At 35.5% G+C, this 15,215-nt stretch carries 15 protein-coding genes; 3 read left to right on the top strand and 12 right to left on the bottom strand.

What is annotated here, in order from left to right:
• Positions 1-51 precede the first annotated feature (51 nt).
• Both mltF and K6J66_RS03920 read left to right on the top strand, forming a co-directional pair.
• Complete coding sequence (gene mltF, locus K6J66_RS03925; RefSeq protein WP_038439171.1) at positions 52-1,500, top strand: membrane-bound lytic murein transglycosylase MltF; 1,449 nt, start codon at positions 52-54, stop codon at positions 1,498-1,500.
• Between the two features lie 4 nt (positions 1,501-1,504).
• Positions 1,505-1,657 (top strand): hypothetical protein, encoded by a 153-nt coding sequence (locus tag K6J66_RS03920; protein WP_005648810.1) that lies wholly within the window; start codon positions 1,505-1,507, stop codon positions 1,655-1,657.
• Positions 1,658-1,790: 133 nt separating this feature from the next.
• On the opposite strand, the gene K6J66_RS03915 is transcribed toward K6J66_RS03920, so the two are convergent.
• The 3 genes from K6J66_RS03915 to arsC all read right to left on the bottom strand — a co-directional run bounded on the left by K6J66_RS03915 (position 1,791) and on the right by arsC (position 2,769).
• Positions 1,791-2,087, bottom strand: coding sequence for a DUF5377 family protein (locus K6J66_RS03915; RefSeq protein ID WP_005664102.1), 297 nt, complete (start codon positions 2,085-2,087; stop codon positions 1,791-1,793).
• Between the two features lie 18 nt (positions 2,088-2,105).
• Positions 2,106-2,351: an alternative ribosome-rescue factor A gene (locus K6J66_RS03910; RefSeq protein WP_005653419.1), complete on the bottom strand. Its 246-nt coding sequence runs from the start codon at positions 2,349-2,351 to the stop codon at positions 2,106-2,108.
• 67 nt (positions 2,352-2,418) lie between these two features.
• Positions 2,419-2,769 (bottom strand): arsenate reductase (glutaredoxin), encoded by a 351-nt coding sequence (gene arsC / locus K6J66_RS03905; RefSeq protein ID WP_005664106.1) that lies wholly within the window; start codon positions 2,767-2,769, stop codon positions 2,419-2,421.
• Positions 2,770-2,847: 78 nt separating this feature from the next.
• On the opposite strand from arsC, the gene K6J66_RS03900 reads away from it, so the two are divergent.
• The gene (locus K6J66_RS03900) at positions 2,848-3,897 is read left to right on the top strand and encodes an AI-2E family transporter (RefSeq protein WP_005664109.1); all 1,050 of its coding nucleotides are present in this window, start codon (positions 2,848-2,850) and stop codon (positions 3,895-3,897) included.
• 113 nt (positions 3,898-4,010) lie between these two features.
• Here K6J66_RS03900 and secF read toward each other — a convergent pair whose 3' ends face one another.
• The 9 genes from secF to K6J66_RS03850 all read right to left on the bottom strand — a co-directional run bounded on the left by secF (position 4,011) and on the right by K6J66_RS03850 (position 15,089).
• Entirely contained in the window at positions 4,011-4,985 is a 975-nt protein-coding gene (gene secF, locus K6J66_RS03895; RefSeq protein WP_038439176.1) for a protein translocase subunit SecF, read from the bottom strand.
• Between the two features lie 10 nt (positions 4,986-4,995).
• Positions 4,996-6,846, bottom strand: a complete 1,851-nt coding sequence (gene secD / locus K6J66_RS03890) for a protein translocase subunit SecD (RefSeq protein WP_005692213.1) — start codon at positions 6,844-6,846, stop codon at positions 4,996-4,998.
• Positions 6,847-6,915: 69 nt separating this feature from the next.
• Complete coding sequence (gene yajC, locus K6J66_RS03885) at positions 6,916-7,209, bottom strand: preprotein translocase subunit YajC (RefSeq protein ID WP_005645638.1); 294 nt, start codon at positions 7,207-7,209, stop codon at positions 6,916-6,918.
• Between the two features lie 107 nt (positions 7,210-7,316).
• Positions 7,317-7,538, bottom strand: a complete 222-nt coding sequence (locus tag K6J66_RS03880; RefSeq protein ID WP_005653410.1) for a sulfurtransferase TusA family protein — start codon at positions 7,536-7,538, stop codon at positions 7,317-7,319.
• Entirely contained in the window at positions 7,535-8,053 is a 519-nt protein-coding gene (locus tag K6J66_RS03875) for a hemerythrin domain-containing protein (RefSeq protein ID WP_110442687.1), read from the bottom strand. Before K6J66_RS03875 ends, K6J66_RS03880 begins: the two co-directional genes overlap by 4 nt.
• A gap of 26 nt (positions 8,054-8,079) precedes the next feature.
• The gene (locus tag K6J66_RS03865; protein ID WP_110442688.1) at positions 8,080-11,844 is read right to left on the bottom strand and encodes an N-6 DNA methylase; all 3,765 of its coding nucleotides are present in this window, start codon (positions 11,842-11,844) and stop codon (positions 8,080-8,082) included.
• Between the two features lie 89 nt (positions 11,845-11,933).
• On the bottom strand, positions 11,934-13,082 hold the full coding sequence (gene tgt, locus K6J66_RS03860; RefSeq protein ID WP_005692210.1) for a tRNA guanosine(34) transglycosylase Tgt: 1,149 nt from the start codon (positions 13,080-13,082) through the stop codon (positions 11,934-11,936).
• 345 nt (positions 13,083-13,427) lie between these two features.
• Complete coding sequence (gene queA, locus K6J66_RS03855) at positions 13,428-14,519, bottom strand: tRNA preQ1(34) S-adenosylmethionine ribosyltransferase-isomerase QueA (RefSeq protein WP_038439182.1); 1,092 nt, start codon at positions 14,517-14,519, stop codon at positions 13,428-13,430.
• Between the two features lie 123 nt (positions 14,520-14,642).
• On the bottom strand, positions 14,643-15,089 hold the full coding sequence (locus K6J66_RS03850) for a hypothetical protein (RefSeq protein WP_005668223.1): 447 nt from the start codon (positions 15,087-15,089) through the stop codon (positions 14,643-14,645).
• Between the last annotated feature and the right edge of the window lie 126 nt (positions 15,090-15,215).

Here is a 15,215-nt window from a genome sequence, read left to right as displayed (position 1 = left end):
TAGTGAAAGTTTTGGCTACAATCCCATAACTTTTTTATATAGGAAAAATCATTGAAAGGTCTTTTTTTACGTATTATTACTGCTCTAGCGTTATTATTTTGGGCTATTGATATGGTGTTCCCATGGCAATTTTTACGTCATACTGAAGAAAATCATTATACTGCAATTCAAGCTAGGGGATCACTTTATGTAGGAACAATAAATAACCAGATTTCTTATTTTATTAATAAAGATAGCGAACGAGGCTTTGAATATGAATTAGCCAAAGCATTTGCCGATACTTTAGGCGTAGAACTCGAAATGAAAATTTTCGATAATCAAGAGCAGTTATTTGATGAACTTAATAAACACAATATTGATTTAGCTGCCGCCCACCTTTTATACCATCCTAAAAATGCGGAACGTTTCCAAATAGGTCCTGCATATCATTCTGCTTCATGGCAATTAGCTTATCGAAAAAATGAAAATCGTCCTAAAAATTTAGGTAACGTAAAGAAAGATATTTATATCTCAAATAATTTAGCATTAGAAGAAACGCTAAAAGAATTACAAAAACAATATCCACAATTAATTTGGAAAATAAATCAAGCACTTACTCAAGAAGAACTATTACTACAACTGGCTGAAGGCAAAATTCCTTACGTTATTGCAAATTCTATTGATATTGCTGCAATTCAACAAATCAAACCAGAATTAGCCATTGCCTTTGATATTACTGATGAAGCAAACGTTCACTGGTATTTACCCAATAGCCCCTACCGCGATCTACAAACGGCTTTACTCAATTTTATGAATAATGCCGAAGAAACGGGACTTTTAGATAATTTAAAAGAAAAATATTTAGGACATATTTCACAATTTGATTACGTGGATATGCGCTCTTATATGAACGCAATTGAAAATACCCTGCCACAATTCTCACCGCTCTTTGAAAAATACAAAGGTGAATTAGATTGGCGACTACTCGCAGCAGTGGCTTATCAAGAATCTCATTGGAATCCTGACGCAACATCGCCAACTGGAGTACGTGGCATAATGATGCTCACCAAAAATACCGCACAACATATGAAAATCAGCGATAGAACAGATCCTGAACAAAGTATTAAAGCTGGTTCAGAATATTTACACTGGTTGATTAGTCAGCTTCCTGAAAGCATTGAAAAGGAAGAAAGAATTTGGTTTGCCTTAGTTGCCTATAACATAGGACTCGGTCACTTAATTGATGCACGCCGTTTAACTCAAAATCTTGGAGGAAATCCAGATAATTGGATCGATGTGAAAAAAAATCTGCCTTTATTAGCAGAAAAACGCTATTATTCTCAACTGAAATACGGCTATGCGCGAGGCTATGAAGCCCATCAATATGTAGAAAATATTCGCCGCTATATGAATAGCATAGTGAATTATCATCGAGTCCAAGAAAATCAAACAACGAATGATAATGCCAACAACGAAAGTGCGGTTAAAAATTTAGAAGAAATAAAAGAAAATAAGGATTAATAAAATGTTAAAACGTAAAACTTTTCTTAAAAAGAAAGCTAATTTACAACAAAGTTCTTTATCACGTAATCTACGTTTAAGACGTTTAAAACACCGCAAACAACAACAATTTTCGAGACATTCATTACAATTTGTCGTACAAGAAATTTGTTGCTAAGTAATCTATTTTTCTTATCAAAATAAAGAAAAAATAACCGCACTTTTTTATGTAATTTATATCATTAAAGTGCGATCTTTGTTTTACAATAATCGTAAAATATAGTGTGAAATTTTATAGATTAATCAATATTTTATTCTGATTTTATCCCTAAGTTTCCAATTTTCACACCGACTAGACCAATCGAGACGGGATCAAAATAACCCCCTAAAAATTTGAACAATTCATTTAACTCTGTAAAAGAACGCTGAATTTTTATTTGATCCTCCACTTTACGCACAAATTCATAGCGTATGTTATTTTCTTCAAAATAAGCTGTTAGAGTTAAATAAATCGTTTCAAAGAAATGGCTTTTTGCCCCCTCCTCTCCGGGATCACTAATACGCACATTCCACGTATTATTAAGTAGAATTTGAGGCTGTTTTGACATATTTTACTCCTTATTATTTTAACCTAAGAAAAACCCGATTATAAAGTTTCTGTAATCAAAAAATTTATAATCGGGCTTTTCAAACATTTTCCCTGGGTGTTTCGCCTTACGTTGGTAACTGCCTTTCCCTTTACGTTTTTTCTCAACACGCTGACGAAATAATTTATCGCCTAGCAATGCCATCACTGCATTATCTTTTATCACGCCTCGAGTGTGCAAATAAACGGTTTCATTTTCAACCGCACTTTTTTGTTTCTTTCTCATAAATTTTCCTTAAAAAAGCCGCGGAAGGATTTCCACGGCTGGTGTATTATACATGCAAACGTTTAAATTACAAAATCTCAAGTACAGTTTCTGGCGGACGCCCGATTTTAGCTTTATCGCCATTAATAACAATTGGGCGTTCAATAAGTGCTGAATGTTCACTTATCGCTTTAAATAATTCTGCTTGAGAAAGATCTAAATTATCTAAATTTAAGCTTTTATATAGTTCATCTTTCGTGCGCATCATTTGGCGAACATCATCAATTCCTAATTTTTTGGCAATGCTTTGTAATTCATTAACGGAATACTGCTTTTGCAAATACAGTTCAATAATCGGCTGAATACCTTTATTTTCTAATAATGCTAGCGTTTCACGGCTTTTTGAGCAATGTGGGTTGTGATAAATAATAACAGACATAGGATTTCCTCTTAGTAGCTATAAACACTGTAAATTTTAACTTATAATGGCAAAAAAATACTTATAGGAAAAGAAATTATGCTAGAAATGTTGAAAAGCTGGTACTCTCGCCGTTTAAGTGATCCTCAAGCGATGGGACTATTAGCAATATTATTATTTGGCTTTATCTCCATTTATTTTTTTGGAGATTTAATTGCGCCTTTGTTGATTGCTCTAGTACTATCCTATTTACTTGAAATACCAATCAATTTTTTAAATCAATATTTAAAATGCCCAAGAATGTTAGCGACAATTCTTATTTTCGGTAGTTTTATTGGTCTAGCAGCAGTTTTCTTTTTGGTATTGGTGCCAATGTTGTGGAATCAAACTATTTCCTTATTAAGTGATTTGCCCGCTATGTTTAATAAATCTAATGAATGGCTACTCAATTTACCCAAAAATTATCCTGAACTTATTGATTATTCAATGGTTGATTCTATTTTCAATTCTGTGCGAGAAAAAATCCTTGGTTTTGGCGAATCTGCTGTAAAACTTTCTTTAGCCTCTATTATGAACTTGGTTTCTTTAGGGATTTATGCCTTTTTAGTGCCATTAATGATGTTTTTTATGTTGAAGGATAAATCAGAACTTTTACAAGGCGTTAGCCGTTTCTTACCGAAAAATAGAAACTTAGCTTTCAAAGTATGGAAAGAAATGCAACAGCAAATTTCTAATTACATTCACGGAAAATTATTAGAAATACTGATTGTCACTTTAATCACTTATATTATTTTCTTAATTTTCGGGCTAAATTATCCACTCTTATTGGCTTTTGCGGTGGGTCTTTCAGTTCTCGTCCCCTATATTGGCGCAGTTATTGTCACGATTCCTGTTGCATTGGTTGCTTTATTCCAGTTTGGAATCAGCCCAACATTTTGGTACATCATTATTGCTTTTGCTGTAAGCCAACTTTTAGATGGAAATCTCCTTGTGCCTTATTTATTTTCTGAAGCCGTCAATTTACATCCACTAATTATTATCATTTCAGTATTAATTTTTGGCGGTTTATGGGGATTTTGGGGTGTATTCTTTGCCATTCCTTTAGCCACTTTAGTAAAGGCCGTAATAAATGCCTTACCTCAAGATTAAATAATCTTTGAATTTTAAGTACTTTATTTAATTAGAGATTTATATAAATAAAAAATAGTTAATCGTAAATTTTCGATTAACTATTTTTTTAATTTATTCTAAAAGTAAATCAACTAAGGTAATTCATCAATTTCTTTATCTACTTTAGGTGGGATCATATGTTCACGACGTAAACCAACATCGTATGCAATGGCGATGGCAACAAAAATCGAGGAATAAGTACCAAATCCAATACCTACGAGTAAAGCAAGTGAAAAGTTATGAATGGAAGGACCACCAAAGAAGAACAATGCCATCACGACAACTAATGTAGTAACCGAAGTAATGATAGTTCTTGATAAAGTTTGCGTTAAAGAAATATCAATAATATCAATCGTATCCAATCGTCTAATTTTTCGGAAATTTTCACGAACTCGGTCAAATACCACAATACTATCGTTGATGGAGTAACCCACCACAGATAAAATCGCTGCGACAAAAGTAAGATCAATTTCAATTTGTAATGCAGAGAATACCCCTAGCGTAATAATGACGTCGTGCGCAAGAGAAGCGATACTGCCAAAGCCTAAACGCCATTCAAAACGTGACCCCACATAAATAAGCACCATTGCTAATGTCGCTAAAGTCGCATATACCGCACCTTGTGCTAATTCTTCACCAACATTTGGGCCAACGAACTCAATACTGCGAATTTGAATGTCTTTATCTACATTCTGTAGCATACTTTTGACGTGTTCACCAATGGTAGAATCATTATTACTTGCAGGTAAACGAATCATCACATCCTGAACCGATCCTGTGGTTTGAACAACTGGACTTTCAATTCCATTTTCGTGAAGTTTACTACGAATTTGTTCAAGGTTAGCGGACTGCGAGAAGTGAGTATCAAATACCACTCCTCCAGTAAAATCTAAGCCCCAGTTAAATCCTTTGGTAATAATAAAAAATAGAGAAATTACCATTAAAAGTGCGGATAATATATAACCCCATTTACGCACTTTCATAAATTCAGTCAGTGGGAACGGGAGCTTTATCCCATTGATTTCACGGATAAAATGTCTGTCTTTATCTTTTGTAAAAAGTTTCATCATTTCCCGCCTAAATTAATAATTTTTTAAGTTGTTTGCCGCCGTAAAGGGCATTAACTAATGCGCGAGTTCCAGTAATCGCGGTAAACATAGAAATCGCAACACCAAGTGAAAGCGTAATCGCAAAACCTTGAATTGGGCCTGTTCCTACCGCGTATAGAATAATTGCGGTTAAGATTGTGGTTAAGTTTGCATCAAAAATAGAAGTAAATGCGCCGTTATAACCTTCATTAATGGCTTGCTGAATTGAACGACCATTACGAATTTCTTCTTTAATACGTTCAAAAATCAATACATTCGCATCTACTGACATACCTAAAGTTAAAACGATACCCGCAATACCCGGCATTGAAAGTGTCGCGCCGGGTAAAATAGACATTAATCCCACAAGTAATACGATATTAATAACAAGTGCAAAACTTGCAATCACACCAAACATTTTGTAGTAAAACAACATAAAGGCAATAACAGCAACTAATCCCCAAAGACTCGCATTAATCCCTTGCTCTACGTTTTGCGCACCTAATGATGGACCAATTGTGCGTTCTTCAACAATTTGAATTGGTGCAATTAATGCGCCAGATTTCAACAAGGTAGAAAGATTATGTGCTTCGGCAATACTATCAACACCAGTAATTTGGAAATTAGAACCAAAACGACCTTGAATTGTTGCAACATTAATGACTTCTTCATGCTTTTCTAAAATGGTTTTGCCATTTTCATCTTTTTTGCCATTATCTTTATATTCAACATAAAGCGTTGCCATTGGTTTCTTGTAATATTTTTTAGTGGTCTGAGACATAATCTCGCCACCTTCGCTATCCAAGGTTACACTCACTTGCGGCGTACTTGAATGCTGATCTAAACCAGAGCTTGAATTAATGATATGTTCCCCACCTAATACGGCACGTTTAAATAATGCAACAGGATGACCTTGGCGATCATATTTAATTTCCGAATCAGCTGGTAACATATTACGAGAAATAGCATCAGCCGTAACATTTTGATTTACGATACGAAACTCAAGTGTTGCCGTTGCCCCTAAAATTTCTTTTGCGCGTGCAGTGTCTTGAACACCTGGTAATTCAATCACAATACGCTCCGCACCTTGACGTTGAATTACCGCTTCTGCAACACCTAATTCAGCAACACGTTTACGTAAAATCGTTAAGTTTTGCTCAATGGCTAAGTCGCGTGCTTCATTTAATGCTGCAGTAGATAGCCCTAAATTAATACTATCAGCATCAGGCTCAGTAATATCTAATGTTGGATGTAATTGGCGAATAATTCGCTCAGCTTTAGCACGCTGGCTCACATTAGCTAAGGTTATCAACGTACCAAAATGCTCAGTATTTTTAATGGCAGTATATTGAATTTTTTCTTTACGAAGTTCGCCACGCAAACTATCTTGTAATTGCTCTTGGCGTTTTACAAGTGCGGCATTCATATCGACTTCCATCAAAAAACGAACTCCACCACGTAAGTCTAATCCCCATTTCATAGGATTCGCACCAAACATACTTAACCAAGCTGGAGTGGCTGGAGCAAGATTTAATGCGGTGGTGTAATTATTGCCAAGACGTTCAGCAATTTTATCTTTAGCAAGAAGTTGATCATCGGTATTAGTAAAACGAGCTAGAATTGAGCCATTCTCAAGCACAATAGATTTGGTTGGAAGATTATTAGTTTTAAGCACATCTTGAACTTGTCCAAGCACGCTAGTATTCGCTTCTTGACCGCGTGTACCGGAAATTTGCACCGCAGGATCTTCACCATAAATATTTGGAAGAGAATATAAAATCCCGATGGCCACAATAAAAATAACCATCAAATTCTTCCATAATGGATAACGGTTTAACATAGTTTTCCTTTTCTTTTCTAACGCACAGAGCCACAATGCGTGGCTCTGGAAAATAATTTAATGTTATTCTTAAAGTGATTTTAATGAACCTTTAGGAAGAACGCTCACAATGTAGTTACGATTAATCGTAATTTCTGTCGTGTCGTTTAACGCAATCACGATGCTATCGCTACCTTCGGTTACTTTAGTAATTTTGCCGATTAAACCACCAGCAGTTAAAACTTCAGTACCTTTTGCAAGCTCAGACATCAATTTTTTATGTTCTTTATTGCGTTTAGCTTGCGGGCGATAAATCATAAAGTAGAAAATTAAACCAAAGATCACGAAAATAAATAGCGTGGACATTGGGCTTTGTGCTTCCATTGTGTTTTCCTTATTAATTTAAGTTAAAAATTTTGCGTAAAATACCATAAATTGCTTCATTGGGAAAGGCGAACTAAGCCCAATATCCTACGTTATGGCGATTAATTTTATTTTTTCAAGATAACGATAAATTCTTTTTCCGAAGCGTAATATTGCTCGACCAAAGCAACAGAATTTTCTTCGGCAAAAATAGAAAAATTTTCCACCGCACTTTCAAGGTTTAAGATCAACATTAGTTCATCATTTTTATTCAAATTTTTTAAGGCTTTTTTAGCACTTAAAAGAGGAATGGGGCATCGAAGTGCGGTTAAATTGAGCTGATATTTCATTCTTTAACTTGACGACGAGCACTCATGCACTTACCCATTTCTGCCAAAATATCCGCACTTAAGCATTCACGCCCCATTTCAAATAACGGCTCTTCTAACGCAATATGACGATCATAACCTTGAATAAAGCGTTCAATTAAATGTTTATCAATATTTTGACGTTGTTCAGAAATAAGTTCTTCTAACTGCGCTGATAGTGCATTCCAATTTTCATGCAAATATTCGTGCTGTTTTTCTAATTCAACAATGGAAATTTGTGCTTGCGGAGCCACTTTGACTAATTGAGGGAAAAAATCTAATTCTTCATCCTCATGATGTAACGGCGCGGCACGATTAAAATAAGTTAAAATCTGCTCAACATCATTTAATACAGCCTGAGTATAGCCGTGTTTTTCTAGATAATCAGGCAAAATGCTTAACTGACGACAAAAACGTTTTACCTTACTATGACAGGCATAAAGCATTTCAATAGGTTCATTCCATGTGGCGAATTGTTGAGGTTCAAGAATTTGCATAAGATTTCCTTTGTTAAAATAAAAGATCAAAGCCATTTATCTAAAACCGCTTTTTTCTCCTGCCTTGAATTTTCCAACACTTTTTCTAGTTCAGAAATTTGGGTTTCGATTTCATTGATTTGATTAACGATAGATTGTTGTTCATTTAAATCGGGTAAGCTAATTTCTAGATCTTCATAAAATGAAATTGGTACTCGACGATGTCCGCTTGAACCTGTCATATTTCGCTCTGCTTCCTTGCGAATACTCTCACGATTAAGAGAGTAGAATAAGAAAAAAGGCAAAACTTTGTTTTCGTTAGCACGGAAAACATGGAATTCTGAGCTCCCCATGCCAATCCCATTAGACAACCCAATCGCTAAAGCACATTTTCCGTTTTCCATACATGGAGTTATTTTTGCAATAATAACGTCATTTTCACGAAAATAGGTGTAAGAGCCTTTACGAAGAGAACCCAGTGTCTTATCAATTTTATTTTCAATAAAGCCAAAATTACTCACTGATGACATTTCTACAAAAGAAACCATTAAATCATCGGACAGTGTTTTTAGTTCAGATTTTGATGGATTAAATGAACATAAGTCATTGATTTTAAAGCGTTTTACCCCCCCCCGCACGATTTCTAACTCATTGAAAATTTTAGCAATTTTTGCACGATATTCTTCGATTTGCATGCGAGTGCGGTTAAATTCATCATCAATTTTTTGACATTCTTCGACTACTTTTTGTTGAATGTCTAGAGGGACTTTAGGAATAGGTAAACGTTTAATATCATCAGGATAGACGTGTGGTTGTGCTGCACCATGCGCTAAATCAAAAATATTTTCTTGAATACTTTGCAAATATGTAAAAATAAATTTTGTCCCCACATAATTATCTGCTCTCACAGTTGTACAATCAGATGCAAAAATTTTCTCTGTCCAAAAATTTACAAATCCTGCATTTGCACCTGAGGCACTAATAGTAATTGTGTTTTCCATACGGTTAAATTCATTATGCATATAAGCAAAGTTTTTTCCTCCTGCAACAACTTTGTAATCTCCTACAATTGCATTTTTAGCAGTAATTGATTTGCCTTTTTTAATTTCTGCTGGAAACTCTTCCAATGCAATAATGGGATACTTACTCAAAACCTTAATTTTCTTTTGAACGTTAGTGCGAATGGCTTTATCAAAATCCACACGGCTAAAATCCAGCATTTGTGTAAGCGGTAATAGGCTCACATAATTTGCTAACGTTTGCGGAATTTCGACCGCTTGTTGGTTGAAATTCTGGCGAATAAGGCAGTTAATTTTGGTTTCATCAAACAAGTTTTGTGGGTTAAACAACGGAGTTTGAATTTGGTTAATACCTTTGAGTTTTGCTAGGCTATCGTCCTCATCACCGCTGGTTTGATTGAGATATTTAATCCCTTCGCTACCTTTTGCCGAACTCCATTCATAACCTAAAAAGGCTTTCTTTTCTTTATTGTCCGCAGGCATTTTCACCACTAACACATATTGCGGATTATTTTGTGCCAACATAAAGAATTGCATCTTATCCGCCTCAATCGCTTTGGCAAACTTGAGCCACTCTTTGGCTAAATTTGCTGATTTTGCAAATTTTCTTTTCTCAAATGCCTTGCGGTATTCTTGGAAAAGCTCTGTTTCAGCAATTGCCAAAGGCATTTCTTCGATGGCAGATAAGAAAGCTTTGTAATCATCAAGATTAAAACCGCAATGGTTGCAATAACTTTGTAACAAATGATGATCTTCAAATAAGCCATCAAAGTCAAAGTTACCACTTTGCCATTGTTCTATGCGATTTTTATAGTGTTCGCTTAAATTTGGTGTTGCTTGCTTACGGCGTAAGAAAAGGGTGGCTGTGTTTGTACCTGTTTTGCTAAATGTGCCTGAACCAAATTCTGCAATGGCGACTAAATCAAAATGTTGTAGCAAAATTTCACGGCATTTAATGTAAATGTTGCCGTTGGTTAAAATACTGGAAGGTAATACTATAACCGCAATCCCTTCAGCGTGAAGAAGTTGTTTGGCTTTTTCAATAAAGAAGGTTTCAATGCTGTTAAAGGTTTCTTCGTTATCAATGTTTTCATAAAGGGTAAATTTGGCTTTATCTTCATCGGAAATAGTAGATAAAAAGCCTTTAACGCTATATGGTGGATTAGCCACTAATAAAGAGAATGAACCATCTTGTAAGGCTTTACCTTGTTCTTGATTTTGAGCAAGGGCATCGGCATAGATAATATTCATCTCATCTTGCCCATACATAAAGGCAGAAACCTTTGCCACTTTGGATAAGCGGTATTCTTTTTCAATACCATAGATTTTTTGGTAAAACTCAGATAGATTCCGACCGCTATCTTTTAGCAAGGATTTGATTTGGCTTGCGTATTCCGTTAAGAAATGCCCTGCACCACAAGCGTAATCAATTACTTTTGGTGCATTTTTATTTTGTAAAACCTGTTCCAGTGGCAGTGAAGAAATCAAAAATTTCACAATCGGCATTGGAGTAAAAAACTGTCCTTCTGATTGTTTTACTCCTTGATCTAAAAAGCCCTCAAATAAATCACCCAAAAATTGGTGCTGTTCTTCTTCACTTTTGAGTTTGATGTCTTGCAACATTTGCACGATTTCTTTCAAAATTACTGCATTTTGAAAGAAGAGCTTTTCATTATGTACATCTAGAAACGCAAAAGGGTTGTTGGAATAGAATTTAAGTTGCGTAAAGTATTCTAAAACAGTGCGTTTGGTTTCATCTTTTTTATTTTTGAACAGATGAAATGCGTTGTTGATTTCTTCTTCGCTGATGTAGGTTACTTCTTCGCCCAAAAAATCTTTCATACCAATTTTATAAAGTTGTTGTAGACGATCTTGCAAGTCGTAGTGGTTATCGCTGGCGGCTCCTTTCCAATAAACTTTTAAATTTTCAGGGTTGGCTTTTTCGTCCACTACTTTGCATAGAAAGATATTAACCAGTTTATCAAAAGCATTTTCACGTGCTGAAACGTTATGCTGGCGCATAATCGTGGCAAATTGATGATATTTTTTCTGAATGGTGTCGTTATCAACAATTTTAAGATCGTTCACATTATAAGGACGATTACCGACTTTAAAGATTTCTGATTCAAAGAGATTATGCGTAATAAAGTCTTGTTGATAGGTATCTGTCCAAACGTTGAAATAATCCACTTTTGCCCCATTTTCTGCTTGAATTTGGGCAAAACTTTGTAATTTATCGTTGTTTTTCAAGAAGTCATTATTATCTGTCATCGAAATCAGATGATAAATGGATTCCACTTTATCATTGCGAAAATCTGAACAATATAAACAAAGCCATTTAGCTCGGCGGTAAGTATTAAAATAGTTAAATAACTGTCCACCATTTTTTAACATTTTCGCCCATGCTTTAGAAAATTCTCGACTTTTGCCATCATCTGCGGTTTTACATTCAATTAGTAAGTATTCCACGCCATCGTTATCTTGCACAATAATATCGCAGAAACCACCTGTATCACCGTGTCCGCCTGGCATACCTTGTTCTAAAATAATATGTTCTGGTTTATAACCAGATTGTAATAAGTTATGCACACACTCAAATACCACAAAATTTTCAGGTGCAGAAAAGTTTTTAGTAGTATCTCGTTGTGCTTTTAAGCCTTCAGGATAAATTAATTTTTCGTTAGCAAAATCGACTTTTAATTCATAACTGTTGATTGTTTTATAATAAATTTTATTCGTTTGAGAAAAGTCTAAAGAAGAGAGTAATTCAGGAAAGTTTGAGCGAGTAATCATATATTATCTATTTATTGTGAGGTTTATTATTCATTATACTAAAAAGTGCGGTCAAAAAACGTTTTATTTTTCTACCGCACTTTTATTAATTATGATTTATCCGCTAATTGTAATGGCGGAACAGGTTTGCCCATGCGAGCATAGAATTCCACCACAAAATCATCAAAACGATCATCTTCAATCGCTTGACGAATTTCTGCCATTAAACGTTGATAATAGCGTAAATTGTGAATGGTATTTAAGCGTGCACCTAAAATTTCACCGCATTTATCTAAATGATATAAATAAGCTTTGGTGTAGTTTTTACAGGTGTAGCAATCACATTCAGGATCTAACGGGCTGGTATCATCACGATATTTTGCATTACGGATTTTAACAATGCCATCAGTCACGAATAAATGGCCGTTACGTGCGTTACGGGTTGGCATTACGCAGTCAAACATATCAATACCTCTACGCACGCCTTCCACTAAATCTTCTGGCTTACCCACGCCCATTAAATAACGTGGTTTATCCGCAGGAATTTGTGGGCAGATATATTCTAAAATGCGGTGCATATCTTCTTTCGGCTCGCCAACAGCTAAACCGCCCACCGCATAACCGTCAAAGCCAATATTCACTAAGCCTTCTAGTGATACTTTGCGTAATTCTTCAAATACGCCGCCTTGAATAATACCGAATAGCGCATTTTTATTGCCTAATTCATCAAAGCGATCACGGCTACGTTTTGCCCAACGAAGTGACATTTCCATAGATTTTTTCGCATAATCGAAAGTCGCTGGATAAGGCGTACATTCATCGAAAATCATCACGATGTCAGAACCTAAATCATATTGAATTTCCATGGATTTTTCAGGCGAAAGGAAGATCCGCTCACCATTAATTGGATTTTGGAATTTCACGCCTTCTTCTGTAATTTTACGTAATTTACCTAAACTGAATACTTGGAAACCGCCACTGTCAGTCAAAATCGGGCGATGCCATTGCATAAAGTCGTGCAAATCGCCGTGTTTACGCATAATTTCTTGCCCTGGACGTAACCATAAATGAAAAGTGTTACCCAAAAGAATTTCTGCACCTGTCGCACGCACTTCTTCTGGCGTCATGCCTTTTACTGTGCCATAAGTACCCACTGGCATAAATGCTGGGGTTTCTACACTGAACGTGCCTTGTGGACGTTCAAACACCAAGCGACCACGACGAGCATTGCCGCTTGTTTTATCTAATTCATACTTCATTTTTGCTCCAACGAATAAACAGTTCGAAGATTTTTTTGAACAAAAAAGCCTGTTAAAAAATACAGGCTTTGTGATATCATATTTTCAATGCTCTTTGAGCAGAGGCGGATCTGCTAAAATCAGTCCGCCAGTACGCACCTGACGGGCTGCTTAGTAGATCCTTCATTTGTAATCAAATTGAGGATAAAAACTATGATTAATCTTATTATTAAACTAGTCATTGTTATTCTACTTTGCCTACTATTGAAAGGTAGCGCTGGCTAGGTAGATTCTCCGACACAAGGGATGGTTACAGCCATCTCTTGTTCTTTATTGTAGGTGCTGACTAATTACAAGTCAAACAACTTATTCTAATCCTTTTACATTTGGATTTTTAGTAATAAACATCGCATCACCATAACTGAAAAAACGATAGTGATTTTCGACCGCACTTTTATAAGCATTCATTGTATTTTTATAACCAGCAAAAGCTGAAACTAACATAATCAATGTGCTTTCAGGTAAGTGGAAATTAGTAATTAAGCAATCCACCACTCGGAATTTTTTCCCTGGATAAATAAAAATAGCGGTATCAGAAAAATAAGGCTCAATTAAATCAGGGTTGCCAAATTCTTCCGCAGAAAGTGCCGCACTTTCAATAGAACGAACGGAAGTTGTTCCCACTGCAATTACACGTTTGCCCGCTTTTTTTGTTGCAATAATCGCATTGCAAACTTCTTGAGAAACTTCCACGTACTCTGCGTGCATTACGTGATCTTCAATATTTTCCACACGAACAGGCTGGAATGTACCCGCGCCTACGTGTAATGTAACAAATTCAAAATTCACGCCTTTCGCTTTGAGTTTTTCAAGTAAATTTTCATCAAAATGTAAGCCCGCTGTTGGTGCCGCGACTGCGCCTGGGACTTTACTATAAACCGTTTGATAACATTCTTGATCAGCTTTTTCATCTGGACGGTCAATATAAGGCGGTAATGGCATATGTCCAATGGCTTGCAACACATCTAAAAGAGCGGTTGATTTATCACTTAATTCCACTTCAAACAACGAACTATGGCGTGCTGTCATTACCGCTTTAATGCCATTATTTTCGCCTAATTTATCTTCACCTAAAAATAATTCAGCCCCTTCTTTAGGGGATTTCGATGAACGAATATGCGCTAAGAAACGATGTTCGTCTAACATTCTCTCAACTAAAACTTCAATTTTTCCACCACTGGCTTTACGCCCAAACATTCTTGCAGGAATAACGTGCGTATTATTAAAAATCAACAAATCGCCTTCATCAATTAAATCTAATACATCAGAAAAAGTGCGGTGAGAAATTTCTCCGTTTTCGCCATTTAACTGTAATAAACGACAAGAAACACGATCAGTTTTAGGATAACGAGCAATTAATTTATCGGGTAAATCAAAGTTAAAGTCTGAAACACGCATAACAAAATTTAGGTTAAATAAAATAGGCGGTAAGTCTAGTTTGAATTGAAAATGATCTCAAGAAAAAATCTCCCCTCGGGGAAGATAAAATAACCAGCAATTATGCTGGTCATTTGGGATTAATTATAAATTTGCTTTTTTAGTTGCTTTTACGTTTACATCACAATTTTTAACGATGATGTTATCGCTAGATTTACCTTTTTGAATTAAATTTACAGGCACAACAGAATCAAATTTATCTAACGTTAAGCCACTATCTACATTCCAAACATAATCCCCAGAAACGAAACTTGTAAAGTCATTTTGTGATTTATCACGAGTAAAATCTTTCGCAATAATGCCATCGCCCACACTTACCATTGCAGCAACTGGTTCTTGGTTTTCAAATTGATACACCGCAGTCACCGTTTGTTTATTGCAGGAATATACAACTGTTTTATCAGTGATTGTTGGAAGTGTTTGCATTTCAGCTATTTGCGCAGATGATTTTGTCATTTCAGGTGCATCCTTTGCACAAGCAGATAATACGACTGCAGCAGCAAATGCGGGTAAAATTTTAGTTAAATTCATTATTAAATCCTCTTAATTAATCCCCTATATAGGGTGCTACTTAGATACCTTTAATAAAATAAAGTTCCATTATTGGAATAAAAAAGGTGGGATCTGATCTGACCCACCTTGTTTATCAATAAACGA

The sequence above is a fragment of the Haemophilus influenzae genome, from assembly GCF_019703545.1.
GTDB lineage: Bacteria > Pseudomonadota > Gammaproteobacteria > Enterobacterales > Pasteurellaceae > Haemophilus > Haemophilus influenzae_E.
Note: the sequence above shows the minus strand (reverse complement) of the source record. Positions and strands in the feature narration are given on the sequence as shown.

Bases quoted from the DNA above. Each gene is read 5' to 3' on its own strand.
- K6J66_RS03920 (WP_005648810.1), top strand. From the start codon at position 1,505: ATGTTAAAACGTAAAACTTTTCTTAAAAAGAAAGCTAATTTACAACAA.
- K6J66_RS03915 (WP_005664102.1), bottom strand. From the start codon at position 2,087: ATGTCAAAACAGCCTCAAATTCTACTTAATAATACGTGGAATGTGCGT.
- K6J66_RS03910 (WP_005653419.1), bottom strand. From the start codon at position 2,351: ATGAGAAAGAAACAAAAAAGTGCGGTTGAAAATGAAACCGTTTATTTG.
- arsC (WP_005664106.1), bottom strand. From the start codon at position 2,769: ATGTCTGTTATTATTTATCACAACCCACATTGCTCAAAAAGCCGTGAA.
- K6J66_RS03900 (WP_005664109.1), top strand. From the start codon at position 2,848: ATGCTAGAAATGTTGAAAAGCTGGTACTCTCGCCGTTTAAGTGATCCT.
- secF (WP_038439176.1), bottom strand. From the start codon at position 4,985: ATGAAACTTTTTACAAAAGATAAAGACAGACATTTTATCCGTGAAATC.
- secD (WP_005692213.1), bottom strand. From the start codon at position 6,846: ATGTTAAACCGTTATCCATTATGGAAGAATTTGATGGTTATTTTTATT.
- yajC (WP_005645638.1), bottom strand. From the start codon at position 7,209: ATGGAAGCACAAAGCCCAATGTCCACGCTATTTATTTTCGTGATCTTT.
- K6J66_RS03880 (WP_005653410.1), bottom strand. From the start codon at position 7,538: ATGAAATATCAGCTCAATTTAACCGCACTTCGATGCCCCATTCCTCTT.
- K6J66_RS03875 (WP_110442687.1), bottom strand. From the start codon at position 8,053: ATGCAAATTCTTGAACCTCAACAATTCGCCACATGGAATGAACCTATT.
- K6J66_RS03865 (WP_110442688.1), bottom strand. From the start codon at position 11,844: ATGATTACTCGCTCAAACTTTCCTGAATTACTCTCTTCTTTAGACTTT.
- tgt (WP_005692210.1), bottom strand. From the start codon at position 13,082: ATGAAGTATGAATTAGATAAAACAAGCGGCAATGCTCGTCGTGGTCGC.
- queA (WP_038439182.1), bottom strand. From the start codon at position 14,519: ATGCGTGTTTCAGACTTTAACTTTGATTTACCCGATAAATTAATTGCT.
- K6J66_RS03850 (WP_005668223.1), bottom strand. From the start codon at position 15,089: ATGAATTTAACTAAAATTTTACCCGCATTTGCTGCTGCAGTCGTATTA.